Genomic DNA, 24,825 nt, shown 5'->3' on the forward strand with positions numbered 1-24,825 from the left:
CGACACCTCGTCATCGCGTCACTGCGCGACCGCCGCCCGCGGCACCTGCGCCGTCGCGTCGGCGGCGGCAGTGCCCGCTGCGGGCGCGGCCGGCACAACCGGCGCAACCGGCGTGCCCGGCCAGCCGGATGGCAGCGGCGGAAGGCCCGGCGTACCCACACCACCGCCGCCGCCACGCGAGCCGTCATCCACCGACGAACCGCGATAGATCACCACCGTATTGCCCTGCGGTGCCGGCCGCGCGCCCGTGTCGGCTTTCGCGGACGGCGAGCGCGCCGCGTCGCGGAACGCGCGCGATACGTCTCCGGCCCACACCGGCGGCGTATCGGGCTCCTGTTCGGCGCCGCCCGCCGCATCGCGGCGGTCGCTCGTCGCGAAGCTGCGCAGCGCGAGCGACAGCGAACCGAGGCGCGTCGCGACCAGCACGACCTGCGCCGTGCGCGGCGCGACCTCGAGCGTGACCGTGCGCGCGCGCACCGGCGCATCGGGCGCGCTCGCGGGCGCCTTCGCGCGCTGGAATTCCGAGCCGACGGCGAGCACGCGAGCACGGCGCACGACCGTCTCCGCTTCGAACGTGCCGGGTGTCGTCGCGGAACCCCCGATCTGCTGCGTGAGCACGACGTCGACGAAGTCGCCCGGCTGGATCAGCCCTGCGTTGCCCGACACGTCGTCGACCGGCACCGAGATCGCGCGCATGCCCGGTTGCAGCGCGGCCGCGAGAAAGTCCGGCGCGCCGGCCGGAATCACGTTGTCCGCGCGGATCGGCGTACCGGCGTCGACGCGGTTGCGCAGCAGCGCACCTTTGAGCTCCGCGCCCGGCTGGGACTCGACGAATGCACCGGCCGGCACCTGCGCGCTCGGGATGCGCTTCCACGCGAGATCGTTGTCGCGCAGCAGCAGCCCTTCGGGCAGGTCGGCCGCCGCGACGCGCACGTTGACGTCGCTCGCCGCGCCGGGCGCCGCCTGCGTCGACGCGGCGACATAGAGCTGGCGCAGGACGAACGCACCGACGGCGGCAGCGATGATCAGCACGGCCATTCTCAGAGGTTTGGGCATGGCGGCGTGCGTCCCCGCTAGGTGAGCGAAACCGCGTGTGGAAACGGCGCCCAGACGGCCAGTGCGCCGCCGAGCGAAAGCGCGACGCCGTACGGCACGCCGCGCGTGTCGATCGTGCGCGCCGGTGCGATGCGCCAGCGCTGCCATGCGACGGCCGCGAGCACGGCGAGACCGCACGCCGCGCCGCTCGCGCCGACGATCGTCAGCACCGGCAGCGCGAGGCCCGGCCCGGCCCACAGGAAGACGGCCGCCGCCAGCTTCACGTCGCCGCCGCCGATCCAGCCGGCGTGACGCAGTCCGGCGAACAGCAGCAGCATCGCAGCCGCGGTCCCCACGTGAGCCGCGAGCTGCGCGAGCCCTTCGCGCGCGAGCGCGGCCGCGACGAAATACAGCATCGCGAACGCGAGCACCGCGCGGTTCGACAGGCGCCGCGTGCGCACGTCCTGCAGCACGAGCGACATCAGCACGAGCGTCGCCGCCGACTGTACGAGATGGAGCATCGGAGAGCCGTCCGTCGGCGCGCCCCGGCTGGATACGTCGTACCGCTGCGGATCCGTGTATTCGTCGGCGGCGCGCGGGTTCAGGGAGGTCAGATCAGCGCGGTGACCTTGTTCATCAGCGACGTGAACACGGCCGGCAGGCCACCGGTGTTGCTGCTCAGGATCACCCCGACCGCCGCCAGCGCGACGACCACGATGCCGGCGAGTACCGCGTATTCGAGCGAGCTGACGCCGCGTTCATCACGCAGCAGGGATTTGACGTAGTGCAGCATGACAACCTCCGTGTGACGGGGTCGTTGATCGACCGTTGAATGTAAAGACGCGGTGTTGCTTCGGTGGCGCGCACTGCGTTCGCCCATTCACGACTCATGCGGCAGCCCGGGCAACGGGCCGTTCGCATCCCCCGGAATCCATTCGATCGCTGCAACGCGCGGTTGCTGGCGTCGGCCATTGCCCGCGCCCGCTTGTTGCGTGCCCGCATCGGCATGATGCGGATCAGCCTGATTCGTCTAGGGTATAGACAATTTTTTCGGCGTTTTCCAATAATTTAGCGTCGAAATGTATTTATGAAAATGCCCGTGCACAAGTGAATCCGGAACTCGACGCGCGGGGTAATTACTGCGCCCTCCATGATGTCATCGTGAGCCCGATTAAGAATCCTTACTGCTTCGTATGGGCGATTTCCGGAACCGGGAACAATTTACGCATTTGTTCAATTTTTGACCGCCGCGCAATCCTCCTTATTACCTGGGTATCGATCCTTGGCGATCGATCCGGGCACCACGTGCTGCTCGATCGGCGTCGCACGGCGTGATCCACGATTGCACTGTCCAGGTCCATTCACGTGCCGTCACGACTGCGGACAATAACGCGCGGCGGCGCCTTCCGGTCAAGGGCGATTGCGCGGTTCCGCCACGTCGAGAGACCGCGGCGGAGACCGGCGAATGCCGAGACGCGCCACCCCGAGATCCCCGCCGCTCAGCGACGTGTGCTCGAACCGCTGGAACGACTCGGCAATGTGCTTGCGCAGCAGCGCGACGTCCCATGGCTTGATCAGCAGCTTCTGAACGGACCCGTTGCCGGACGCGTCGGCGATCGACGCGCCGTCGCCGTAGCTGGACAGCAGGATGCGCACGATGTCCGGGTACAGCGCCTTGACCCGCTGCAGCAGGTCGAGCCCGGACACGCTCGACATCCGGAAGTCCGACACGATCACGCCGACGCGATGCTGGGCCAGCAGGTCGAGCGCTTCGTCGGGATCGGTGGTGTCGAGAATCTCGTAGCCGTCGCGGCCGAGCGCCTGCCGGAGCATCTGCAGCACCGCGCGGTCGTCGTCCACCAGCAGCAGCGTGCGGTGCAGCAGTTCGCGCTGCCGGCAGTGCTCGGGCAGCTCCGAGCCGGCGGACAGCATGTCGGCGATCTCGTCGCCGGTGACCGGATGGCTGAAGTAGTAGCCCTGCATCGCATGGCAGCGATGCCGGTTCAGGAACGACAGCTGGGCTTCCGTCTCCACGCCCTCGGCCACCGTCTCCATGTGCAGCGACTCGGCCATCGCGATGATCGAGCGCGTCAACGACGCGCCTTCCGCGCTGGTGGTGACGTCGCTGAGGAACGAACGATCGATCTTGACGACGTCGATCGGCAATTCCTTCAGGTAGGACAGGCTCGAATAGCCGGTGCCGAAATCGTCCAGCGACAGCACGACGCCGAGCGCCTTCAGTTCGCGCAGCGTATGGGCGATCGCATTGGAGTCCTCCATCAACACGCTTTCGGTCAGTTCCAGTTCGAGCGAGTCCGGCTCGAGACCGGTTTCCGCGAGCGCGGTGCGCACCAGGTGGGCCACGTCCTGCTGCCGGAACTGGCGCGCGGACAGGTTGACGGCAATCCGGATCGGCGGATGCCCTTCCCGGCGCCACGCGACGGCCTGGGCGCACGCGGTGCGCAACACCCATTCTCCGATCGGCAGAATCAGCCCGGTTTCTTCGGCGATCGGGATGAAGCGGTCGGGCGGAATCACGCCGATTCCCGGACGTCGCCAGCGAATCAGCGCTTCGACGCCGCTGATCTGGCCGGTCTTGAGATCGACCTTCGGCTGATAGTACAGCTCGAGTTCGCCATTCGACACGGCCTGGTGCAGCGCGTTTTCGAGGATGGCGTGCTCCTCGACGCGCGCGCCCAGTTCGCGCGTATAGAAGCTGTAGCAGTTGCGTCCGTGTTCCTTCGCGCAATACAGCGCGGCATCGGCCGTCTTCAGCAGCGTCTCCGCGTCGGTGCCGTCGGTCGGGTAAAGGCTGACGCCGACGCTCGTCGTCACGTGCAGGTCGTGGCCGTCGAGCACGAACGGCGCGACGAAGGTGTCCAGGATCTTGCGGGCGATCGCGTCCGCGTCCGACGCCGTCGACAGGTTGACCAGCATCACGACGAACTCGTCGCCGCCAAGCCGCGCGACCGTGTCGCCGTCGCGCACCGAACTCTTGAGCCGCGCGGCGACGACCCGCAGCAGCCCGTCGCCCGCCGAGTGGCCGAAGCTGTCGTTGATGTGCTTGAAGCGGTCCAGGTCGAGCACCATCACCGCGATCAGTTGCCCGGTGCGCCGCGCCTGCGACATCGCCTGCTCCATCCGGTCGCCGAGCAGGTTGCGGTTCGGCAGGCCGGTCAGCGCGTCGTGATTGGCGAGGTATTCGATGCGGCCCTGCTGCATCTTGCGCTCGGTGATGTCCTGGACGATGCCGCGCAGGATGATCGCGTGATTCGGATCGCGGCCGGACTCCGCCTGATGCAGCACGTAGCGCTCGGTGCCGTCCGCATGGATCAGCCGATGCTCGATCGAGAACGCGACGCCTTCGGTGCGCAGGCTCGCGTAGGACTGCACGAGGAGCGGCTGCTCGTCGGGCGGAACGGCCTGCACGAGGCGTTCGAACGTCGGCGGCGTGTGGGCGGCGTCGAGCCCGAGAATCCGGTACAGCTCCGGCGACCAGTAGCCGTCGGTCCGCCCCGCCTGGTATTCCCAGTTGCCGAGGTGCGCGAGCGCCTGCGCATGCGTGAGGCTGACTTCGGTCGTCGCCAGCTTTTCGACCGCCGCGGCCGCGCGCAACAGATAACGGACCCGATAGCCGAGCAGTTTCCACCGCATAGGCTTGGACACGAAGTCGGTCGCGCCGGCGTCGAACGCGCTGGCGATCGACGCGTCGTCGTCGTTGCCCGTGAGCATGACGATCGGCACGCGGCGGCCCTCGGGCAACGCGCGCAGCGCCCGGCAACAGTCGAATCCGTCGCCGCCGGGCATTTCGACGTCGAGCAGCACGACGACCGGACGATGACGCAGGAACGCATCGATACCCGCCTGCGGACCCGTCGCTTCCTCGACGCGAAAGCCTTCCGGTTCGAGCGTTTCCACGACCAGCAGGCGCGTCATTGCATCGTCGTCGATGATCAGAATCGTCGGTACATCGGCATGCTCGTCGTTCACGACCGTCCTCCTGTTGTACTGCCGCGCGATCGTCATGGCGATCGGCCGGCGTCCCTTCAACCGTCCACGCGCTCCGCGATCAACGCCGCATGCGCGTGCCCGAACTCCGCTTCCGTGCCGGCGACCAGTTCCACCGCCGCGTCCACGTCGGCGGCGCGCGCGAGCCGCTCGATCTCGCGACAACGCGCCGACAGCAAGTGCGCGCCGACGTTCGCGCTGCTCGATTTCAGCGTATGAGCGGCCAGCTTCAGCGCATCGGCGTCGCCCGCTTCGACCGCCGCCTGCATGTCGCGGATCAGCCGTGGCGCATCCGCCGTGAATTGATCGATGATCCGCGTCAGGACATCGGGGCGGCCCGGCCGCTGCAGCGCGCGCAACGCATCGAGCGCCTTATGGTCGATCACGCTTGCTTCGTCATCCGGATCGATGGCGGCGCCCCCCGTCGCTTCCGGCTTCGCTTCGACGCCGCCGCCCGTCGTTGCCGCATCGGTTCCGGTAGCCGGCGCGCACGCCGCGCCGCCGACATGGCGCGCGAGCATCTGCAGCAACGCATCGCGGCGAAACGGCTTGCCGAGATAGTCGTCCATGCCGGCGGCCAGACAGCGCTCGCGGTCGCCGCTGAGCGCATTGGCCGTCAACGCGATGACCGGCATGCGCGGCGCGCCGGCTTCGGCTTCGCGACGGCGCAACTGCCGCGTCGCCTCGAAGCCGTCGAGCCGCGGCATCTGGCAGTCCATCAGCACGACGTCGAATACGTCGTCGGCCAGCCGATTCAACGCCTGCTCGCCGTCGTCGGCCACCGCCACCTGATAGGCGGTGTCCTCCAGCATCGCGAGCGCGATCTGCTGATTCACGACGTTGTCCTCCACCAGCAGCACGCGCGCCGAAATCGCATCGAGCGGCCGGCCCGGGCCGGCGCCGGCGTCGGCGCCGGCGTCGTCGGATAGCGGTTCCGGCGAATTCAGCCGCGGCGGCATCACGTGCATCGCCGACGCGATGGCCGTATGGAGAGCGGCGCCACGAAGCGGCTTCGTCAGCCGGGCGGCGATGTCGAGCTCGTGCGCGACCAGGACGCTGTCCATCATCTCGAACGCGGTCAGCGTGATGATCCTGAGCGCATGCAACGACGGATCGCGGCGGATGTGCTGCACGAGCGAGATGCCATCCATGCCCGGCATCCGCACGTCGACGATCGCCAGATCGAACGGCGCGCCGTCGGCGACCGCCGCGCGCAACTGCGATAGTGCGTCGTCGCCGCCGATCGCCGTGGCGACGCACAGCTGCCATTCGATCGCGTGTTCGAGCAGCACGCTGCGATCGGTCTCGCTGTCGTCCACGATCAGCACCTTCAGGCCCGCGAGCGACGGCCGCGCATCGGCTGCTACGCCGACCTCGCCGGATGCCGGCTCGAACCGGGTCGTCACGGTAAACACCGAACCCTTGCCGGGCGTCGATTCGAGCGTGAGCTCGCCGCCCATCATCTCGGCCAGCTGGCGGGAAATCACCAGACCGAGCCCGGTTCCGCCGTATTTGCGCGCGATCGAGTTGTCGGCCTGCTGGAACGGCCGGAACAACTGCGCGGCCACCTCGGGCGCGATGCCGATGCCGCTGTCGGCGATCGTGAACACGATGCGGCCATCGTCCGAATACGATGCGCCGAGCGCGACGTGCCCGTGCTCGGTGAACTTGATCGCGTTGCCCAGCAGGTTCGTGAGCACCTGGCGCAACCGCACCGGGTCGCCGCGCATCCACTCCGGAACGGTGTCGCCGCGCCGGAACTCGAGCGCAAGCGCCTTGCGCTGCGCGTTGGGCTCCAGCAGCGCGACGACATCGTCGAGCAATTGATGCAGATTGAAATCGATGCGCTCCAGCGTCAGCTTGCCCGCCTCGATCTTCGAGAAATCCAGAATGTCGTCGATGAGGACGAGCAGCGTCTGGCCCGATCGATACACGGTGTCGACGAACTTGCGCTGCTTCGACGTCAGCCGCGTGCGCTGCAGCAGTTCGGTCATGCCGAGCACGCCGTTCATCGGCGTGCGGATCTCGTGACTCATCCGCGCGAGAAACTCCGATTTCGCCGAATTCGCGGCTTCGGCCGTGGCGATCGCCGCCTGCAACGCGACGTCGCGGCGCTCGATTTCGTCGAGCATCATGTTGAAGCCGGCAATCAGCACGGCGACTTCGTCGCTGCCTTTGTGCGTCATGCGCAACGACAAGTCGCTGCCGCTGCGAATGCGGGCCATCGTGCGCGTCAGGTTCGACAGCGGCCGCGAGATCGACGTGCCGAGCCGATGGCTGATCACCAGCCCGCCGATCGCGAGCAGGAACGATACCCCCACGATCATCAGAATCGCGGTCGCCACGGCCCGGTAGACGTCCGATACGATGCCGCGCTGCTGAAGATCGACACGCACGGCTTCCTGCTCCGTGTAGGCCGCGAGGCGATTGGCCGTCGTGTCGACGTCCGCGACGATGCGCTGCATGGCCACGTCGTTGGACAGCATGTCGGACTTCACGGCGAGGATGCGGCGCGCGGATCCACCGAGCGCCGTGGTCAGCCCGACGACATCCTGCGCGCGCTTCGCGTTGCCCGGGCCGTCCGCGGCGAGCGCATCGCGCAGCGCGCCGGCGGATGCGGTCAGCGCGCCGATACTCTTGCGCAGTTCGTCGTCGGCGCGCTTCAGACGGTCGGCGCTGTCGCTTTGCGCGATCATGCGCAGGTCGAACGCCAATGCGTTGATGCCGCCGCTCACGACCGCCGACAGCGACGCAACCCGCGCGGCTCGCCGCCGGAATTCGATCGCGTCGTCGAGGCGCCATCGCGCCTTGACGATCTGCAACGCGAACGGGTCCGCGATCTCCGCGAGCTTCGCGTCCAGCGCATCGAGCGACTGCAGCACCCTGTCCTCCTTCGCGCGGTAGCGGGGCGCGACGGCGGATTCGGCGAACAGGGCGCCGCGCAGCGCGACGAGGCCGTCCTGGCCGTCGAGGATGTCGGCCGCCGCGCGCCCCAGCGCGCTCGTCACCCCCTGTGCGGTTGCGGCATCGAGGTTCGGCGCCGCGATCGCGAGCGCATTGCGTGCGCCGTCGAGCGACGCCTGCATGCGCTCGCGCAGCGGCGCGAGCCGGTACCGGTTCGGCGCGACGTCGACGCGGCCGGCGATCGTCATGATGTCCTTGACGTTCGTGCGAACCTGATCCAGTGCATGAATCGTCCGGTTGTAGGCGGTGTTGGCCGCGAGCGCGCCGCTCACCGCCGCATCGGCATCGTCGTCCAGCCGCTCGATTTCCTTGCCGATCTCGGTCAGCAGCGTGGCGCCCCGTGCCTGCAGGCCTTCGATCAGCCGGCGCTCGGCGACGAGCTGCGCATCGCCGCGCAGGCGCTTGTCGATCCCTTCGTTCATCGAACGGAACATCGTCCGCAGGTCGGTGGACGGTTCGGCGATGCCGTGCCCGTCGATCGCGCGCACGGCGGCCGTGATGCCGGCAATCCGCTGCAATTGCGTTTCGATCTCCGACGACGACTGCTGTCGCTCCGACGCATCCTGCGCGTGCTGGAGCCGGCCGAACTCCACCGCAAGTTCCGCATAGGCGCGCTGGAGTTCGTTGCTGCGCATCTGCAGCGGCAGCGATTCCGTCGTCAGCGTGCGCACGCCGGACGCGATGCCGTGCACCGCGATCAGGCTGGTCACCGAAATCGCCACCGCCCCCAGCAGCATCAGGCTGGTGCTGGTGACGAGTTTCGCCTTGATGTCCATGCAGCCTCCAGGATCGGGATGGCTCGGCGGCCATCCGTCCGCTCATTGCGCCGGCACGACGAGCGGCGTGACGCGGCCGTGCGCGATTTCGGTGAGGAACACGTCGTTCAGCGCCTGGTGATCGTCGGTGCTCAGATTGGCCACCAGACCGCCGAGATCGAGATGCCGGATCGACTCGAGCGCCTGCTTCAGCGTCGCCCGGGTGGGTGCCGGCCCCGCGCGTTCCAGCCCGATCAGCGCGACCTTCGCGTCGAGACAACCCTCGATGTGCACCACGCCGATGTGCTCGTCCGGAAAGCGCCGCGCGATCAGCCGTGCACAGTCCCGGATCACGGGGCGCTCGCTCTGCGGCAGCGGCACGACCTGCGAGATCACCGTGCCGTTCGCTTCGTCGCCGATCAGGCGCAACAGGTCGTCGGTGCCGACGAACGACACCGCCGCGAGACGGGCCGCGAAGCCTTCGCGGTGCGCCGCGCGAATGAATGCGGCGACCGGCGTATACGGGCCGACCATGACGACGACGTCGGGCCGCGCGTCGAGTACGGCAGCGAGCCCCGTGTCGACCGCCGTCGTGCCGCGGCGAAACGTGCCGGTGGCGACCACGTCGAGGCCATGGCGACGCAGGGCCAGTTGCGTGCCGGCCAGCACCGCGAGCCCGAAGCCGTCGTCCTGGTAGAACACCGCGAAACGCTTTGCGCGGTCGTGCGCGATCAAATGATCGACCAGCGCGCGCGTTTCGTCGTCATAGCTCGCCCGGATGTTGAAGACCTCCGGAATCACCGGCCTGCGCAGCGCCATCGCGCCGCTGAATGTACCGACGAGCGGGATGCCGGCGTCCCGGATCATCGGCAGCACCGCGGTGGTTGTCGGCGTGCCGACGTAGCCGAACAGCGCGAGGACGTTGCCCCGCTCGATCATTTCCAGCGTGTTGTCCACCGTCCGGTCGGGTTCGTAGCGGTCGTCGGCGACGACGAGATCGATTTTCCGCCCGTGCACGCCGCCGTGAGCGTTCGCGTCGTCGAATACGGCTTGCGCACCGATCAACAGCCCGCGCCCGAGGCCGGCGGAATTGCCCGACTGCGCGTTGACCATGCCCAGGCGGATCGTGTCGTCGGTCACGCCGGGTTCCGATGCAAAGCCCGCGCCCTGGCCGCTCAGTGCGGTGCAGCACGCGAACAGCACCAGCACGCGCCGGCCGCCGGGACACGCGAGCGCGTGCAGTACGTTCGAGAACCAGATGCCGGAACACATCCGTGCGACTGACACACCCTCGTCCATGTTGGGCTCCCGTTCGGCACCGGTTGTTCTGATTCGATGGTGCGCCCCGCCGCATGCCGCACCGCTGCCGTGGTACGAGTCAATTAGTCATATATATAGGTGGCATCCCTTGCGACTGCAAGCCAGAGGAGCGGATCGACGCCGTTTGTCGAGATCGTTTCGCTGGGGCGACGGAATGCGGGTGGACGCGGTCGGGCGGGATCGCCTTCCAGCATTTCGATACAGTCGTCAGTGCGGTGATTTGTTGCGGAAATCGATGCGCCAGGGCACGGCGCGGCGATCATCTCGCGCGTTGCGAGCATCGTGAACGTCGTGGCCTTGTCGTGTCCGGACCGCCCGAGCGGCAAGCGGATTTCGGGGGCGCCCGGTTCGATGTCGATGTCCTCGACAACTAGTGCGCTGTGCCGTATCCGTGACGATGGATGAATACGCGCCAGCGTTTCGGGTTGACTGCCGCGATTCGGTCCAGTTGGAATAAGCAAAGGAATGCAAAACAAATGGACGAGGCTGATGCGGTTCGTCCGTGCGGTGTCTATCGACCGATGGGATGATTTCCGGCACGACGGTAGCAATAGAGTCCATCTACCTTGGATATGACATCGGTTTCCGATGCAATCTCCCGCTCTCAAGCCGTGATCCTTCAACTCGTGCGTCAAGTTTCAGAGGCCGCGCGCTCCGCTTAATACTGATCATCGGCTTCCCCCGCACTCCGTCAGCCTACTCCTGGGATACAGACTCCTGGCCGTCATTCGCGCCCATCGGAATGGGCGCGAGCCGATCACACCAAGTCAGGCCTGCTTGATGTAGAAAGTGACCGTCGCATTGTCTCCTGAGCCTCCGTCGTAACCGACTTTGTAACCGGCAGCGCTCACGGTTATCGAGTATCCGTTTCCGCCGTAATACGGGTTGTCCCAGTAGATCCGCAAGTTTTCGATACCGCCACCGTCGGCAAATTGATATTGAAGCTTCCCCTCGGTTCCGGTCATGAAGCCGTCGGAATCGCTCTCCCATTCCCCCGTTTGTCCATTCGGGATCTTCTCCGGCGGGTACGTGACCCATTCGCCATGCAGCAGATTGATCGATGCCGAGTCCAGAAACAACGTGCTGCCCGAGTTGTTTTGCAGCTTCACAACAGTGCTTCGTGCGGACATTTCGTTCTCCACAATAAAGTGTGATTACGCATCGCAGCCGTTTTTGAATGCATACCCCGCAATGCATTTCAAACATAGAACGCGAACATCGGCACCGAAAGCTGATACTTATGACAGTCGAATTTTATGGAATAGTTGAAGAAATTATTCAAACAATTGTGACATCAAAAATCACAACGCAAAAACCACAAAAATAGAATCGAGCAGCATTTGATTCGCAAAATTAACCGCATTGCTTCCTTAAAAATCGCACGAAACACCACGGTTTCATGACAACGACACCGCGCCGCGTTGAGAGCATGGCACTTCAGGTGTCAAACGGTTCGCTGCGGGAGACCAACCGTGAATGGGCACTGGCAAGCGCTTGTGGCTGGCCCAGCTCCACTTTCGTGACAATCCCGCCCTGTGGATACGAAATCTGCGGCCCTGTCTTGGTGGTGTCGTGCGACCGGCTCGACATTGCGGCGTACGGCGCCATCAAAATAAGCATTTTTCAGTGAAAACTTCCGGTCTCACATGGATTTGTTGTGTTCCGGACTGACTGCAAACATCTACACGCTGCCTACAAGAGCATACCGACAGACGACGATGGGAAATTTGAAAGCCATCAGCCAACGCGCTGATTTCATTGGCCCGCCCTACACGATTCGAACGTGTGACCTACGGCTTAGAAGGCCGTTGCTCTATCCAACTGAGCTAAGGGCGGTCGGGGAGAAAAGACACGGCCGGACACGGACCGGCATTCGGCATCGGGCTCTGAGTAACGAAGCAGCAGCAACACCGCCCACTGCCCCACGACAACTCAAATCCCGAAACCAAAACGGGCCCGGCACGAAGCCGAGCCCGAAATTATACCCGATCATCGCGCCGGATCACGCGATACCGGCGCCCGCCGCATCAAACCGGCTGCGGATGCAGCATGAACCAGCCGAGGCAGACTACCCCGGCGATCACGCAATACACGCCGAACGACGCGAGCCGGCCGCGCCCTTCGAAATAGCGCATCAGGAACCGCACGCTGAGGTACGCGGCGATCGCCGTCAGCACACCGCCGAGCAGCGCATCGGCGAGCTGGTCGCGCGCATGGAACAGCTTCGGCAGTTCGAGCACGCCCGCGGCAAAGATGATCGGCGTGCCGAGCAGGAACGAGAATTCCGCCGCCTTCTCCGCCGTCAGCCCGGCCGCGTTGCCGGCGATCATCGTCAGCCCGCTGCGCGAGAAGCCTGGAATCAGCGCGCCGATCTGCGCGAGCCCGACGAAGAACGCCTGCTTGAACGTCATCTTCTCGGGCGGCTGGTGCGCGCGGCTACGCTGGATGCGATCGCCGAGCCACAGCAACACGCCGTTGACGATCAGCGCGATCGCAACGATCCGCAGGTCGTGAAACACGCGTTCGATGCGCTTCTCGAGCAGCAGCCCCACGATGCCGGTCGGGATCGTGCCGATGATCAGCGCCCACATCAGGTGCCCGTCGTCGTTCTTGCGACCGCCGAGCTGCGCGAAGAAACCGCCGATCAGCGCGATCCACCGCGCGCGGAAGTACCACAGCAACGCCAACGCGGTACCGAGGTGGAGCGCGACGAGGAATGGCAACAGCTGCGGCGCATGCTTGTCGATGTGCATGCCGAACAGCGCCGGCACGAGCAGCGTATGGCCGAGGCTGCTGACGGGGAAGAGTTCGGTGACGCCCTGCAGGACGCTCAGGAATACCAGAAACCAGAGGCTCACGCGTCGGTCCTTTCAGTGAAGATTAAGCGGGAAGGAAGGCGGACGACGCGATGCGCGTCCTGAAAAACGCGCCCCGATTATGCCGAGCCAGGATTACCGCGCCAAGGCATTTGGCAGGATATTGCGGCAATGCACACAAACGCTTGCAATTTGTAAGCACTCAGAAAGCAAAAAGCCCGCCATTTGCATGGCGGGCCTGTCGGTTTCGGCAGAAATTGCCGTCAGCGGCCGAGCTGATAGAAAAATAGTACCGTGCTGCCGGTAAACATGCCGAACAGTGCGATTCCCATTGCCATTGCCAGATCCATGGCCCCCTCCACGAAGTGTCATGACCCGGCAACATCACCGGTTTAGAGGCATTATCCCGACGGTTGACAGCGTTAAAAACTCGCAATTTCCCGAGAAGGGTTTTCCCGGACCGCCCGCGGCCCGATAATGGAATGCACGTTGCTCCCCTCACCCGCCCAACCCGATTCGCCATGCCGATCTTCCAGCAACACGACATTCACGAACTTCATGCCGGCCCGTCGCTCGTCCGGGTCGCCCCACAATTCGGCGGCCGCCTGCTGTCCTGGCACGTCGATGGCGAACCGGTGATCTTCTGGCCGGAAACCGCCGACTGGAGCAATCTCGCCCGCGTGCGCGGCGGCAATCCGCTGCTGTTCCCGTTCCTCGGCCGCCACCGCGTCGACGGTGAAATCGGCCGCTGGCGCGATGCCGCCGGCGTGGTCCGCGACCTGCCGATGCACGGTTTCGCCCGCGATCTGCCGTTCGATGCACACCCGTCGGCCGACGGCGCCGCGCTGTCGATGACGCTCGACGCGAACGACGCGCTGCGCGCGAGCTACCCGTTCGATTTCCGGTTCGAAACGACCTACCGGCTGGCCGACGCGCATACGCTCGACGTCGCGCTGGCGACGACCAATCGCGGCGACACGCCGCTGCCTTACTACGCCGGCCACCATTTCTACTTTGCGCTGCCGCACGGCGAGCGGGCCGATACCCTCCTCGAATTGCCGCCCACCCACCGTTGCCACCAGCGTGCCGACGGCTCGATCAGCCCGCTCGAACCGGGCGAGGCCCGTTACCGTCTCGACGATGCGGACATCCTCGACCGCTTCCACTGCCTCGACGGCGAACCGTCCACGCCGGTGCGCCTCGTGATGCCGGGCCGCCGCCGCACGGTCGAGATCGCGCTGGACGTGCCGGGCTCGATCCCGTGGTACGCAGTCACGACGTGGACCGAAAAGCCGGATTCGGACTTCTATTGCGTCGAGCCGTGGCTCGGTCTGCCCGATGCGATCCACAACGGCCGCGGGCTGCGCATGCTCGCGCCGGGCGCGACGGAAACGGCGACGCTGCGGATCCGCGTGATCCCGTTCGCCGGCTGATTCGACACGCATCGGACCGGGGCCGCTACGGCCGCGCCCGCAGCCGAAACTGCGGCGTGCGGGTCGAACCCGTTAAAATCGGACGTTTTGTGTTGCCTGCCGCGTCACGCGCGGCAGGGTTTTGCGAGGTTCAATGTTCGGAACAACAACGAAGCGACTCTTCGCAGCCGCCTGCGCCGCCCTGCTCGTCGCGTGCGGCTCCGCACCCGTCGGCCCCGGGTTCTATCGCGTCGAGCGTGGCGACACGCTGTACAAGATCGCGCGCGCGAACCGCACGTCGGTCCAGAGCATCGTGCGCTGGAACCAGATGACGAACCCCGATGCGATCGAAGTCGGGCAGGTGCTGCGCGTCGCGCCGCCGCCCGGCTCGGCCACCGCATCGACGCCGTCGACCACCGGCACGGGCAGCGCGGGTCGCGCGCGGCCGGCTCCGTCCGCGCCGGTCGAATCGGCGGTGAAGCCGGCCACGAGCATTGCGCTGATCTGGCCGGCAGCCGGCAACGTGGTGCGTACGCTCGATGGCTCGAAATCGAAGGGCATCGACATCGCGAACTCGCCGGGCACGCCGGTGGTGGCGGCCGCGCCGGGCGTCGTGGTCTACGCCGGTAACGGGCTGCGCGGCTACGGCAACCTGATCATCCTGAAGCACAACGCCGACTACCTGACGGCCTACGCGCACAACCGCGCGCTGCTGGTGAAGGAAGGCCAGTCGGTCACGCAAGGGCAATCGATCGCGGAGATGGGCAACAGCGACAGCGATCGCGTCGCGCTGCATTTCGAACTGCGCTATGGCGGCCGCTCGATCGATCCGTCACGCTACCTGCCGCCGCGTTGAGCGCACGACAGACGACACACGATGCCGGTGCGCATCGCGTGTCGTCACGGCGAAAACGGAAAAAATCGAGTCAGCGCTTGCGCAGACGTCCGGTGAAACGGCCGGACAACGGATCGACGTGGCGGGCAAACGCCACCAGCCCGCCGATTCCAATCAGGCTGAACCCCGCAGCTATCAGAAGCAAATCCATGATCACACCACTGTTTTGTCTTGATCTTATGCGTCATTGTGGAATCGTGCACTGAGCCCCGCCTATTGGACGAGTCCGAACATTCCCTATCAGCAAACACCATTGTGGATGCGTCCGAGTGAAATCCTGATGTAAGCCGTTCACCCAGCGCCACGTTCGACACCCAGGAGACCATGCGATGCTGCCCGCCGCCGACCGCTACGACCTGCTCCTCTCCCGCTTCCGCTGGGACATTCCGGCGCGCTACAACATCGGCGTGGACGTGTGCGACAAATGGGCCGACGGCAGCGGACGCATGGCGCTGATCCACGAAACGGCGCAAGGCGACGTTTCCCGCATCACGTTCGACGAACTGAAGCATGCTTCTAATCGGCTCGCGAACAGCTTTGCGCGCGCGGGCCTGCGGCGCGGCGACCGGATCGGCATCTTTCTCGCGCAAGGCCCTGAAACGGCCGTCGCCCATCTCGCCGCGTACAAGTTCGGCGCGATCGCGGTACCGCTCTTCACGCTGTTCGGCGTCGACGCGCTGGAGTACCGGCTCGCGAACAGCGAGGCGGCCGCGCTCGTCACCGACGCGGCCGGCTACGCGAAGATCGCGCCGCTGCGCGCGCAGCTGCCGGCGCTGCATACCGTCTACTGCATCGGCGACGACGCGCCCGACACGCCCGGCGTGCTCCGCTACGACGCGGCGCTCGCCGCCGAAGCGCCGGATTTCGTGCCGGCGGATACGGCCGCCGACGATCCGGCCGTGATCATCTACACGTCCGGCACGACCGGCAAACCGAAAGGCGCGCTGCACGCGCATCGCGTGCTGCTCGGCCACTTGCCGGGCGTCGAGATGTCGCAGCAGTGCTTCCCGTGCGACGCACGCCTGTTCTGGACGCCCGCCGACTGGGCATGGATCGGCGGGCTGCTCGACGTGCTGCTGCCGTCATGGCATCACGGCGTGCCGGTGCTCGCACGTCGCTTCGAGAAATTCGACGGCGAAGCGGCGTTCGCGCTGATGGCGCGGCACGGTGTCACCCATGCGTTCCTGCCGCCCACCGCGCTGAAGCTGATGCGCACCGTCGCGGCGCCGCGCGAACGCTACGCGCTGTCGCTGAAATCGGTCGCAAGCGGCGGCGAATCGCTCGGCACCGAACTGACGGCGTGGGGCCGCGACGCGCTCGGCGTGACGATCAACGAGTTCTACGGGCAAACCGAGTGCAACATGGTGCTGTCGTCGTGCGCGGCGCTGTTCGATGCGCAGCCCGGCGCGATCGGCAAGGCGGTGCCCGGTCACACGGTCGCGATCGTCGATGCGGACGGCACGCCGCTGCCGCCGGGTGTCGAGGGCCGCATCGCGGTGCGCCGCCCCGACCCGGTGATGTTTCTCGAATACTGGCGCAACCCCGCCGCGACGCGCGACAAGTTCGCGGGCGACTACCTGCTCACCGGCGATACGGGCACCATCGACGCCGACGGTTTCGTGCGCTTCGTTGGCCGCGACGACGACGTGATCACGAGCGCCGGTTACCGGATCGGCCCGGGGCCGATCGAGGACTGCCTGCTCACGCATCCGGCGGTGCGGATGGCGGCCGTCGTCGGCGTGCCCGACGCGACGCGTACCGAGATCGTCAAGGCGTTCGTCGTGCTGAACCCCGGCCACGTCGGCGACGACGCCCTCGTGAGCGCGCTGCAGGCACATGTGCGCACGCGGCTCGCCGCGCACGAGTATCCGCGCGCGATCGCGTTCGTCGACAGCCTGCCGATGACCGCGACCGGCAAGATCGTGCGCCGCGCGCTGCGCGACGCATGAGCCGCCCGCCCGCGCTCGGCCCTCCCGACCGGATGGTTTATAGTGGCGCCACGCAGTCTTTCCAAGAAACCGATGTCCTCTGATCAACACCCCGCCGCGGGCGCGTCGCACAGCCCGCTCTACGCCAAACTCCTCGGCGAAACCGCCAAGATCGACTGGTGCGATCTCGAACGCTTCTTCGCGCAGGGCAAGCTGCTGTCGATCGCGCGCGACCTCGATCTCGTGAGCGTCGCCGAAGCAGTCGCCAACGACGATGCCGAACAGGTCACGCGCTGGCTGTCATCCGGCCTCGTCGCGCGCATGCCGGCCGAAACGGCTGCCGACTACGCCGCGCGCAATCCGGAGCTGTGGGCGGTCGTCGTCTCGCCGTGGGTGTGCGTGCAGGAACGCGCCTGACGCGTCCGCCATGTCCGGATCCGCGGTACCGCACGGGGCCGGCAGCGCGTCGGCCGCAGTCACGCATCGGCGCGTCCTCGCACTCGCGTTCCCGATCGTCGTCGCGAACCTGACCCAGCCGATCCTCGGCGCCGTCGACACGGCCGTCGCCGGCCACCTCGACGGCGCGCAGTATCTCGGCGGCGTCGCGCTCGGCGGGCTCTTCTTCAATTTCGTGTTCTGGGGCTTCGGCTTCCTGCGGATGGGGACGACCGGGCTCGTCGCGCAGGCGCATGGCGCCGGCGACGCCGCCGGGATCCGCCTGAACCTGCTGCGCGCGCTGATCGTCGCGTTCGCGCTCGGCGCCGCGGTGCTGGCGCTGCAGGTGCCGCTGCTGTCGTTCGCGCTGTCCGCGCTCGGCGGCAGCGATGCCGTCCGCACGACGGCGCTCGCATACAGCCACGCGCGGATCTGGAGCGCGCCGTTCGCGCTCGCGAATTACGTGGTGCTCGGCTACCTGCTCGGCGTGCAGCGCGTGCGGCTCGCGCTCGTCGCGCAGGTGTTCATCAACGCGGTGAACATCGGCGCCGTGCTGCTCTACGTGTACGGTTTCGGCTGGGGTATCGCCGGCATCGGCGCCGCGACCGCCACCGCGGACGCATGCGGCTTCGCGCTCGGCGCGTGGATGCTGTGGCGGCTGCGGCCGAGCGGCCTTGCGCCGCTCGCGATGCGCGCGCTTGCCGACCGCGTCGCGCTCAAGCGGCTGATCGCGCTCAACCGCGACATCTTCCTGCGCACGCTGTGCCTGCTCGGCGCCTTCGGGTGGTTCGCGCATCTCGGCGCGAAACAGGGCGACGCGACGCTCGCCGCGAACGCGCTGCTGCTGAATTTCCAGACGTTCATGGCGTATGGCCTCGACGGCTTCGCGCATGCGGCCGAGGCGCTCGTCGGCGCGGCGGCCGGCGCGCGCGACCGCCGCGCATTTCGGCAAGCCGTACGCGTCACACTGTTCTGGTCGGCACTCGGCGCGCTGCTGTTCGCGCTCGTTTACTGGGCGGCGGGTGGCTGGATCGTCGCGCGCCTGACCGATCAGGCCGAGATCCGCGCCGTCGCGCTGCGCTACCTGCCGTGGGCCGCGATCTCGCCGATCGTGTCGGTCTGGGGCTTCCTGCTCGACGGCGTGTTCATCGGGGCCACGCAGACGCAATCGCTGATGCGCGCGATGGTCGTGTCCTTGTCGATCTTCATCGTGGCCACGCTCGCCGCCGTCGGCCCGTTCGGCAATCACGGCCTGTGGTTCGCGCTACTGTTGTTCATGGCGGCGCGCGGTGCGACGCTCGCGCGCCACCTGCCGGCGCTGGTGCGGCGCATTGGCGCCGACCCGCCGGTCGCTTCCGCGGCCCGTGCGTGACGGCGGGGCCGCCGGCCGTTACTGCACCGGCTTCGGTGACGGCGCGTCGAGCATCGACGGCGGCGTCATGTCGGTCGGGACGCCGTGATAGTCGGCCGGGTCTTCCGGCGGGTGGCCACGGCGCGCCTGGCGCGGATCGCTGCTGCACGCGGCAAGGAGGGATGCGGCCAGCACGGCCAGCAGGAAACGGGTCATCAGGGAGGGCTCCGGAAAACGGCGCGCCCATCGCGCGCCGGAACCGCGCCGAGTCTAGCGGAAATCCGGTTTCGGGGTTGCGCCGCGCATGTCCTACTATGTACGCATGGCGCTGTGCCGTCGAAAGGAGGCTGCCATGTCGTCTGAGGAAATTGCGGGCCTGATCGGCCTGATCATCGGTCTGATGGTGCTGGTTGCCTTGTCGTACTTCGAGTCGCGCGAATACAAGCGCAGCCACGGAGGCGAAGGGATGATCCATCACTGGATGACGGAACACCACCTGCTCGACTGGCGGCGCAAGCACTGAGCGCGCCGCTGCCGCTCGGTCCCGCCTCGGGCCGTCGCGAACGTGCCGCTCTGCGGCACGGCGATCGTTGCGTGCCGCGGAAATTATCAGGGCCGGACATGCATGCATGGGCCGGACACACGAACGCCGTCGCGCGGCTAGCGTGCGACGGCGTTCGCTTGCGGGCGCCGCACCTGACCGGCGCGACGCGATTCGGACCGTTCAGCCCAGGAAGTGGCGGGCGTAGCGCGCGTTGATGTCCGACAGACGGAACAGCGTCAGGAAATCCGCGCAGTTGAAGTCGGGATCCCAGGCCGGGGCGCCGCAGATCTTCGCGCCGAGACGCAGATAACCCTTGATCAGCGGCGGCGGCGCGACGACGGTGCCCGTCTGCAGTTCGTCGACCGGCAACGCCGTGTGCGGGAACGCGCGATACTCGGGTGCCGTCAGCGCGCCTGCCGACAGCGACTGGTACAGGTTCGCCGCATAGTGGCCGCCATCGGCCATCGACACGCTCGCGCAGCCGAGCATCGTCTCGTAGCCGTTCTGCATCATGTACGCGCCCAGGCCGCCCCACAGCGCCATGATAACGGCGCCGCTCCGGTAGTCGCTGTGCACGCACGAGCGGCCGACCTCGACCATCTTGCCGCGCAGATGCGTGAGGCGCGACAGGTCGAATTCGCCTTCCGCGTACAAACGGCCGACACGGGCCGCCTGGTGCGGCGGCAGCACGCGGTACGTGCCGACGACTTTCAGCGTGTCGAGATCGCGGACCAGCAGATGATCGCAATACGCGTCGAACGGATCGACGTCGAGACCGGACGGTCCGCTGACCTGCGCGCCCATCTCTTCGGCGAACACGCTGTAGCGAAGGCGCTGGGCTTCGCGCAATTCGTCTTCCGTACGCGCCCATGCGGCGCGCAGGCGATACTCCGATGTGACGGTTTCACTGGCGCGCGGCAGATGGCGCCGCGACGTGTCCAGGGGCAGCGAGGCAAAAGGGAGCGTAGGCGTCGGCAGTTCTCGCATTAGGCTTTCCTGATCGTAAGGAATAGGACGACATGCCCGCCAATGTAGTAACCGGCCGTGACCGTTATGTGGCACGACCGTGTCCTTTCAATGACGTGTCGCCGAATTGACTTTAGCAGAAAGCTTGCAAAACCGTATGACCAATCCCTTCAAACCTGCTCAGTCGGGCTTTACACCAGTTCGGGCGTCAGTACCGCCCGCAGCACGGCCTGCGGGCTGCCGTCGCGCGTGCGGCTCGCCAGCCACACGATTCCGCCCTTCCTGACGCTCCAGCCGTCGCCGCCGCCGGCGACGAGCTGCGCGGCGACGCTGCCGAGCGTCGGCTGGTGGCCGACGATCACGACCGTCGGCGCGATGCCTTCCGGCCAGCCGGCCGCCGTGAGCACGTCGTCGACGCTGCCGCCCGGCGCGAGCGCGTCGACGGTCCGGTACTGGTCGGTCAGCGCCTCGACGGTCTGCACGGTGCGCGCCGCCGGGCTCGCGAGAATCACGGTATTCGTCTCGAGGCGGCCGCGCAGCCATTTGGCCATCGCCTGCGCGTCCTTGCGGCCGCGCACGGTCAACTGGCGCGCGAGATCGCTCGTCGCGTAGTCTTCGGCTTCGGCGTGGCGCCACAGGATCAGGTTCATCATGATGTTCTCCTTGCATCGGCAGGCGGCCGCGCGCGAATGCGTGAGGGGCGGCCGATCATCAAGGGAATTGTCGCAAATCGTGGCAGATTCGCCGCCGCGGCATTTACCCGCATATCGTGATTGACCGAATAGGTCGTTCAACGTTATTATCTCTGGCTCGTCGGAGCGTAGCGCAGCCTGGTAGCGCATCTGATTTGGGATCAGAGGGTCGAAGGTTCGAATCCTTTCGCTCCGACCAAGGGAATCAAGGGGTTAGCTGATGCTAACCCCTTTTTCTTTACTCGGTCCACGCTAGGTAACCCGATCCAGCCTAGGTCAATCTACATTGATCCATTTCGGCCCGGCCAATTTCCTCCCTGCTCTCCTCCTCTCGGAACGATCCAGCCAAGTTTTCGATGCGATTCCAGCGTTTATGGGGCCGGAAACTCCGATTGCCACCAGAGTGCAGTCCGGGGCTGCGACGCCAAAGATACTGACCGCAGATCATGCCGATGTGCCGCCACACGCATGGCCCGAGCGCCCCTTCGCCATCCTCGTCTTGACATGCCTGCGGATACGACGGCTCGCCGACGTATTTGGCTGGGATTAAACAACGGCCCCCGGCTCGCCACGCTGGAGCGAATAGCCGCGACTTCCCCACGTTGTCGTCCCGCACGTTCATCACGGTGCGCATGACGCCTGGCGTCTTGCCGGCCGCCCTGGCCGCTTCAATCCGCTCCTTCTGGATCGCGCGCGGCAGGAAGCCGAAGTTGGCGATCAGCGGCTTGAACTGGTCGTCTACGTAGCCGACGATCGGCACGTCGTAGTCCTGACGGATCTGCGGCTTCCACGGCGTCCAGTGGTACAGATCCCGAAAACTGTCGATCTTGATCGCTCTGGCCCGGATCCTCGCCCGGCGCTACCTAGTTCGCGCACATCCCGGAGATACCTCCAATGATCCGTGCCTTGTTCAGTAGCGGTCATACGAGACTCGATATCAGATGGCAGCCACACGTGGCGCGATGACCGTGACGCGCGATTGGAAGGCCGTCATCCATCATCGATCCGCCACCCTCTTCGATGACGTTGGGTGATACGTCAGGATGCCGAGGGCACGACACATAGTCGCCTTTTCGCGCGACGTAACGGCCGTCAAAAGACATTGTCGAAGAGGCTGTAATGACCTTGCCTTCGTGATCAGTGTCATCGTGAAGGCGGATTAAATTTATCATGATATTTCGTCGTGACGAATAAATGACTCTAATTTTCTGTTTTGCAAGAGGAGAATGAATTTGGGATGGCGACTATCTTAATATTGTCGTCGACAATGAATTTCCGCTGCCGGCACTCGGTAGGCTTTCCGTTTGATGCGTCGATATAGTATTTTGCGACAAGCATCTTACTCTCTGCCTTGCTTAGCAATTCGGCGATATATGATCTGCCATCCTGGGTTTTGTTCGGCGCTTTGCCGTTTGACGAAAACATATCCAGGGAGTTTAAATCCCTTCCCGTCGAAAGGTCTGATAAAGTGTAGTAACGACACTCCATGCCGCAACTATGGACCCCGATGTGATATTTTCCCGCGAAATTTATTACTGGAGGCCCCACTAGCTTGCCATCATCATCCCGCCAGCCGGAATCGGTTTTTTTGTAATACTTCGGTATATGGAGGGCACCTCGATAAAGAGTGGAAGGATGATTTGCGAAATCGACATCCTGCCCCCAGCACAAGGCATGGCTCATTGCTGCAACTACAATGGCAAATTTCAGTAAAATATCGCTCTTCATTGTTCGTTTTTTATTTAATCAAATCATCAAGACCACCAACAGGAACTGCAAGATCACTATTTCCCGCTAGCTCGTCCGCCACATATTTTTCAAAATGCTCCTTCACTGATTTGATGTTGACGCCGCCTTGACCATACTGATCGCCTGGCAGGCTGGCCCACTCGTTATTAGCATGATGCGTGAAGATTGCTCGCTCCAAATCAGCATTTTTCACGTCATCAAGACAATTTCTTTTGTATTTCATGATCGCAACAATATATCTATCTTGAGAAATTGGAGAGAAATCTTTAACCTTTGCCAATCTTCTGGTAAGCGCGTCACCAGCACCGTCGTGACGGAGTTATCGATTACCCCATCGATTGGTCGCGAGTCGCATCAACGCGGCGTTGGCAGCACGCAAATCGAATAGCTCCGGGTCGAATCCTGGGCCGACCCATTGACGATAGTTATCCGCTTCTTCGCTGTCAGGACTGTCGCGCAACGTGGTCAGGAACGTTTCATACCCTGGCGCACCGCCGACGTCTTCCGGTGGGCAAGCGCGAGCACCATCGATCACCCTGGACTCGCCCCACGACTCGTCTGCAATCGTCTCAACGCTTTCGACCACGATCTGGTGATCCCAGCCGTCTCCGAAGTCATAGCGGTAGAGAATGCGCGAGTCAGGTCGCAGGACTTTGTTCAGTTTGGTTTTCCGGTCGTCGAATGTCTTCGATCGATCCATGAACTCTAGTGCCGCATCGACATCGAACATGGCGTAGGTTTTGCCGTCGATCAGGAAGTCGTGCATGTGTGTGCTTTCCCATCCGAAGGCTGCTTGCAGAATGTGGTGTAACTTGCGCAGCGAGTCGGGTCCTTCGACTGTGATCCGGCGCCAGATAGGCGGTTGGATATACAGTAATTGCACGTGCAAGGTATAGCGCTGGAACGACTTGGCCATCTGATCTCCGAGGTCTGGGCATCAGTGGCATTATCCCTTCACGGCGTGGGAGGGGTCACCGTCCAGGGCAGCAGTTCGTCGATTCGGTTGATCGGGTGAGCGGCGATGCGCGCCAGGACATGACGCAGGTACGCCTCGGGATCGATACCATTGAGCTTGGCCGTGCCGATCAGGCTGTAAATCGCGGCCGCACGTTCGCCGCCGGAATCCGCGCCGGCGAACAGGTAGTTTCGTCGGCCCAGGGCAACGCCGCGCAGTGCCCGTTCGACCGGCAGATTGTCGATTTCCAATTGTCCGTCGTCACAGTAGCGAGTCAATGCTTCCCACCGGTTCAGGACATAGAGGATGGCCTGACTCGTGTCCGATTTGCGCGAGAGTGTTGCCAGCGCGGCGTTTAGCCACACATGGAACTGTTCGAGTAATGGTTTGGCGTTCGTCTGCCGGTGCGCTTGCCGCTCGTCTGGCAGTTTGCCCCGGATCGCTTCTTCGACCTCGTAGAGCGCGCCGATGCGTTCCAGCGCTTCCTTGTTCAGCGCGTTGGGCCGCGCCGCGTACAGATCGTAGAACTTGCGCCGGGCATGCGCCCAGCAAGCCGCCTCAAGTACCTTGCCGGTCTCGTAGATCTTCTGATAGCCGCCATAGGCATCGGCCTGCAGCGTCCCCTTGAACTTGGCCAGATGCTGTTGCGGATGCTCGCCTTTGCGATCAGGGGTGTAGGCGAACCAGACTGCCGGTGGCGCCTTGTCGCCCGAGTATCGGTCATCGCGCACATAGACCCACAGCCGCCCGGTTTTCGTCTTGCCATTGCCCGGCGCGAGCACCGGAACGGGCGTATCGTCGGCGTGCAGCTTCGTGGCTGCCATTACATGCAGGCGCAGCGCATCGACCAGCGGTTGCAGTAGCTTGGCACTGTGCCCCACCCATTTCGCCAGCAACGAGCGATCCAGTTCCACGCCTTCTCGGACCAGATTCGCATTCAGGCCGTGCTCCATTGCCAGGCGCGCGACCGACACGCCGGGCTCGCATGCCAGCCTGGCCA

The 24,825-nt window shown here is 65.2% G+C and carries 22 protein-coding genes, 2 tRNA genes and 1 pseudogene; 7 read left to right on the plus strand and 18 right to left on the minus strand.

Features of this window, described 5'->3' with window-relative positions; genetic code table 11:
- Nucleotides 1-18 precede the first annotated feature (18 nt).
- The 9 genes from cpaB to C5F75_RS12415 form a co-directional block, all read right to left on the minus strand.
- On the minus strand, nt 19-1,056 hold the full coding sequence (cpaB, locus tag C5F75_RS12370) for a Flp pilus assembly protein CpaB (protein WP_104012300.1): 1,038 nt from the start codon (nt 1,054-1,056) through the stop codon (nt 19-21).
- A 17-nt stretch (nt 1,057-1,073) separates the two neighbouring features.
- On the minus strand, nt 1,074-1,556 hold the full coding sequence (locus C5F75_RS12375) for an A24 family peptidase (protein WP_104012301.1): 483 nt from the start codon (nt 1,554-1,556) through the stop codon (nt 1,074-1,076).
- Nucleotides 1,557-1,645: 89 nt separating this feature from the next.
- Complete coding sequence (locus C5F75_RS12380; RefSeq protein WP_059573845.1) at nt 1,646-1,828, minus strand: Flp family type IVb pilin; 183 nt, start codon at nt 1,826-1,828, stop codon at nt 1,646-1,648.
- Nucleotides 1,829-2,445: 617 nt separating this feature from the next.
- A complete protein-coding gene (locus C5F75_RS12385) occupies nt 2,446-5,025 on the minus strand; it encodes an EAL domain-containing protein (RefSeq protein ID WP_104012313.1) in 2,580 nt (859 codons plus the stop codon).
- 56 nt (nt 5,026-5,081) lie between these two features.
- Nucleotides 5,082-8,783, minus strand: coding sequence for a response regulator (locus C5F75_RS12390; protein WP_104012302.1), 3,702 nt, complete (start codon nt 8,781-8,783; stop codon nt 5,082-5,084).
- 42 nt (nt 8,784-8,825) lie between these two features.
- Nucleotides 8,826-10,061: an ABC transporter substrate-binding protein gene (locus tag C5F75_RS12395; RefSeq protein ID WP_059573847.1), complete on the minus strand. Its 1,236-nt coding sequence runs from the start codon at nt 10,059-10,061 to the stop codon at nt 8,826-8,828.
- 788 nt (nt 10,062-10,849) lie between these two features.
- Entirely contained in the window at nt 10,850-11,212 is a 363-nt protein-coding gene (locus tag C5F75_RS12400) for an aegerolysin family protein (RefSeq protein ID WP_059574313.1), read from the minus strand.
- 629 nt (nt 11,213-11,841) lie between these two features.
- Nucleotides 11,842-11,918 (minus strand) — tRNA-Arg (locus C5F75_RS12410).
- Between the two features lie 191 nt (nt 11,919-12,109).
- Nucleotides 12,110-12,940, minus strand: coding sequence for an undecaprenyl-diphosphate phosphatase (locus tag C5F75_RS12415; RefSeq protein WP_059644280.1), 831 nt, complete (start codon nt 12,938-12,940; stop codon nt 12,110-12,112).
- 479 nt (nt 12,941-13,419) lie between these two features.
- Here C5F75_RS12415 and C5F75_RS12420 point away from each other — a divergent pair, with 479 nt between their 5' ends.
- From C5F75_RS12420 to C5F75_RS12440, 5 genes are all read left to right on the plus strand, one after another.
- Nucleotides 13,420-14,331, plus strand: coding sequence for an aldose epimerase family protein (locus C5F75_RS12420; protein ID WP_060011531.1), 912 nt, complete (start codon nt 13,420-13,422; stop codon nt 14,329-14,331).
- A 133-nt stretch (nt 14,332-14,464) separates the two neighbouring features.
- Nucleotides 14,465-15,166, plus strand: a complete 702-nt coding sequence (locus C5F75_RS12425; protein ID WP_104012303.1) for a peptidoglycan DD-metalloendopeptidase family protein — start codon at nt 14,465-14,467, stop codon at nt 15,164-15,166.
- 368 nt (nt 15,167-15,534) lie between these two features.
- Nucleotides 15,535-17,154, plus strand: a complete 1,620-nt coding sequence (locus C5F75_RS12430) for an acyl-CoA synthetase (protein WP_060011527.1) — start codon at nt 15,535-15,537, stop codon at nt 17,152-17,154.
- A 72-nt stretch (nt 17,155-17,226) separates the two neighbouring features.
- Entirely contained in the window at nt 17,227-17,550 is a 324-nt protein-coding gene (locus tag C5F75_RS12435) for a DUF2288 domain-containing protein (RefSeq protein ID WP_059573853.1), read from the plus strand.
- A 10-nt stretch (nt 17,551-17,560) separates the two neighbouring features.
- Complete coding sequence (locus C5F75_RS12440; protein ID WP_104012304.1) at nt 17,561-18,940, plus strand: MATE family efflux transporter; 1,380 nt, start codon at nt 17,561-17,563, stop codon at nt 18,938-18,940.
- Between the two features lie 18 nt (nt 18,941-18,958).
- Here the strand turns inward: C5F75_RS12440 and C5F75_RS36745 are convergent, their stop codons facing one another.
- Entirely contained in the window at nt 18,959-19,135 is a 177-nt protein-coding gene (locus tag C5F75_RS36745; RefSeq protein WP_181035414.1) for a hypothetical protein, read from the minus strand.
- 136 nt (nt 19,136-19,271) lie between these two features.
- Between C5F75_RS36745 and C5F75_RS12445 the strand changes: the two genes are divergently transcribed.
- A complete protein-coding gene (locus tag C5F75_RS12445; protein WP_167351607.1) occupies nt 19,272-19,442 on the plus strand; it encodes a hypothetical protein in 171 nt (56 codons plus the stop codon).
- Between the two features lie 201 nt (nt 19,443-19,643).
- Here C5F75_RS12445 and C5F75_RS12450 read toward each other — a convergent pair whose 3' ends face one another.
- Both C5F75_RS12450 and sixA read right to left on the minus strand, forming a co-directional pair.
- Entirely contained in the window at nt 19,644-20,450 is an 807-nt protein-coding gene (locus C5F75_RS12450) for a GNAT family N-acetyltransferase (protein ID WP_059573855.1), read from the minus strand.
- A gap of 170 nt (nt 20,451-20,620) precedes the next feature.
- Nucleotides 20,621-21,082 carry a phosphohistidine phosphatase SixA gene (gene sixA / locus C5F75_RS12455; RefSeq protein ID WP_060011526.1) on the minus strand — a complete coding sequence of 154 codons (462 nt, stop codon included), beginning with the start codon at nt 21,080-21,082 and terminating at the stop codon, nt 20,621-20,623.
- Nucleotides 21,083-21,243: 161 nt separating this feature from the next.
- Between sixA and C5F75_RS12460 the strand changes: the two genes are divergently transcribed.
- Nucleotides 21,244-21,320: transfer RNA gene (locus tag C5F75_RS12460), tRNA-Pro, on the plus strand.
- Nucleotides 21,321-21,392: 72 nt separating this feature from the next.
- On the opposite strand, the gene C5F75_RS12465 is transcribed toward C5F75_RS12460, so the two are convergent.
- The 6 genes and pseudogenes from C5F75_RS12465 to tnpC form a co-directional block, all read right to left on the minus strand.
- Complete coding sequence (locus tag C5F75_RS12465) at nt 21,393-21,881, minus strand: hypothetical protein (protein WP_060011523.1); 489 nt, start codon at nt 21,879-21,881, stop codon at nt 21,393-21,395.
- A gap of 160 nt (nt 21,882-22,041) precedes the next feature.
- Nucleotides 22,042-22,293, minus strand: a complete 252-nt coding sequence (locus tag C5F75_RS12470; RefSeq protein ID WP_081066582.1) for a PAAR domain-containing protein — start codon at nt 22,291-22,293, stop codon at nt 22,042-22,044.
- 28 nt (nt 22,294-22,321) lie between these two features.
- A complete protein-coding gene (locus C5F75_RS12475; protein WP_230971915.1) occupies nt 22,322-22,849 on the minus strand; it encodes a hypothetical protein in 528 nt (175 codons plus the stop codon).
- A 10-nt stretch (nt 22,850-22,859) separates the two neighbouring features.
- Nucleotides 22,860-23,150: a lysozyme family protein gene (locus C5F75_RS36285; RefSeq protein ID WP_146075202.1), complete on the minus strand. Its 291-nt coding sequence runs from the start codon at nt 23,148-23,150 to the stop codon at nt 22,860-22,862.
- 39 nt (nt 23,151-23,189) lie between these two features.
- Nucleotides 23,190-23,786: a plasmid pRiA4b ORF-3 family protein gene (locus C5F75_RS12480; RefSeq protein ID WP_060011521.1), complete on the minus strand. Its 597-nt coding sequence runs from the start codon at nt 23,784-23,786 to the stop codon at nt 23,190-23,192.
- Nucleotides 23,787-23,824: 38 nt separating this feature from the next.
- Nucleotides 23,825-24,748, minus strand: a pseudogene (gene tnpC / locus C5F75_RS12485) (IS66 family transposase); the annotation flags it as partial.
- Between the last annotated feature and the right edge of the window lie 77 nt (nt 24,749-24,825).

It is taken from the genome of Burkholderia anthinoferrum, from assembly GCF_002925705.1.
Taxonomy (GTDB): domain Bacteria; phylum Pseudomonadota; class Gammaproteobacteria; order Burkholderiales; family Burkholderiaceae; genus Burkholderia; species Burkholderia semiarida.

Excerpts from the sequence above, each read along its gene's own strand:
- cpaB (WP_104012300.1), bottom strand. The coding sequence starts at position 1,056 with ATGCCCAAACCTCTGAGAATGGCCGTGCTGATCATCGCTGCCGCCGTC.
- C5F75_RS12375 (WP_104012301.1), bottom strand. The coding sequence starts at position 1,556 with ATGCTCCATCTCGTACAGTCGGCGGCGACGCTCGTGCTGATGTCGCTC.
- C5F75_RS12380 (WP_059573845.1), bottom strand. The coding sequence starts at position 1,828 with ATGCTGCACTACGTCAAATCCCTGCTGCGTGATGAACGCGGCGTCAGC.
- C5F75_RS12390 (WP_104012302.1), bottom strand. The coding sequence starts at position 8,783 with ATGGACATCAAGGCGAAACTCGTCACCAGCACCAGCCTGATGCTGCTG.
- C5F75_RS12395 (WP_059573847.1), bottom strand. The coding sequence starts at position 10,061 with ATGGACGAGGGTGTGTCAGTCGCACGGATGTGTTCCGGCATCTGGTTC.
- C5F75_RS12400 (WP_059574313.1), bottom strand. The coding sequence starts at position 11,212 with ATGTCCGCACGAAGCACTGTTGTGAAGCTGCAAAACAACTCGGGCAGC.
- C5F75_RS12420 (WP_060011531.1), top strand. The coding sequence starts at position 13,420 with ATGCCGATCTTCCAGCAACACGACATTCACGAACTTCATGCCGGCCCG.
- C5F75_RS12425 (WP_104012303.1), top strand. The coding sequence starts at position 14,465 with ATGTTCGGAACAACAACGAAGCGACTCTTCGCAGCCGCCTGCGCCGCC.
- C5F75_RS12430 (WP_060011527.1), top strand. The coding sequence starts at position 15,535 with ATGCTGCCCGCCGCCGACCGCTACGACCTGCTCCTCTCCCGCTTCCGC.
- C5F75_RS12435 (WP_059573853.1), top strand. The coding sequence starts at position 17,227 with ATGTCCTCTGATCAACACCCCGCCGCGGGCGCGTCGCACAGCCCGCTC.
- C5F75_RS12440 (WP_104012304.1), top strand. The coding sequence starts at position 17,561 with ATGTCCGGATCCGCGGTACCGCACGGGGCCGGCAGCGCGTCGGCCGCA.
- C5F75_RS36745 (WP_181035414.1), bottom strand. The coding sequence starts at position 19,135 with ATGACCCGTTTCCTGCTGGCCGTGCTGGCCGCATCCCTCCTTGCCGCG.
- C5F75_RS12445 (WP_167351607.1), top strand. The coding sequence starts at position 19,272 with ATGTCGTCTGAGGAAATTGCGGGCCTGATCGGCCTGATCATCGGTCTG.
- C5F75_RS12450 (WP_059573855.1), bottom strand. The coding sequence starts at position 20,450 with ATGCGAGAACTGCCGACGCCTACGCTCCCTTTTGCCTCGCTGCCCCTG.
- sixA (WP_060011526.1), bottom strand. The coding sequence starts at position 21,082 with ATGATGAACCTGATCCTGTGGCGCCACGCCGAAGCCGAAGACTACGCG.
- C5F75_RS12470 (WP_081066582.1), bottom strand. The coding sequence starts at position 22,293 with ATGATAAATTTAATCCGCCTTCACGATGACACTGATCACGAAGGCAAG.
- C5F75_RS12475 (WP_230971915.1), bottom strand. The coding sequence starts at position 22,849 with ATGAAGAGCGATATTTTACTGAAATTTGCCATTGTAGTTGCAGCAATG.
- C5F75_RS12480 (WP_060011521.1), bottom strand. The coding sequence starts at position 23,786 with ATGGCCAAGTCGTTCCAGCGCTATACCTTGCACGTGCAATTACTGTAT.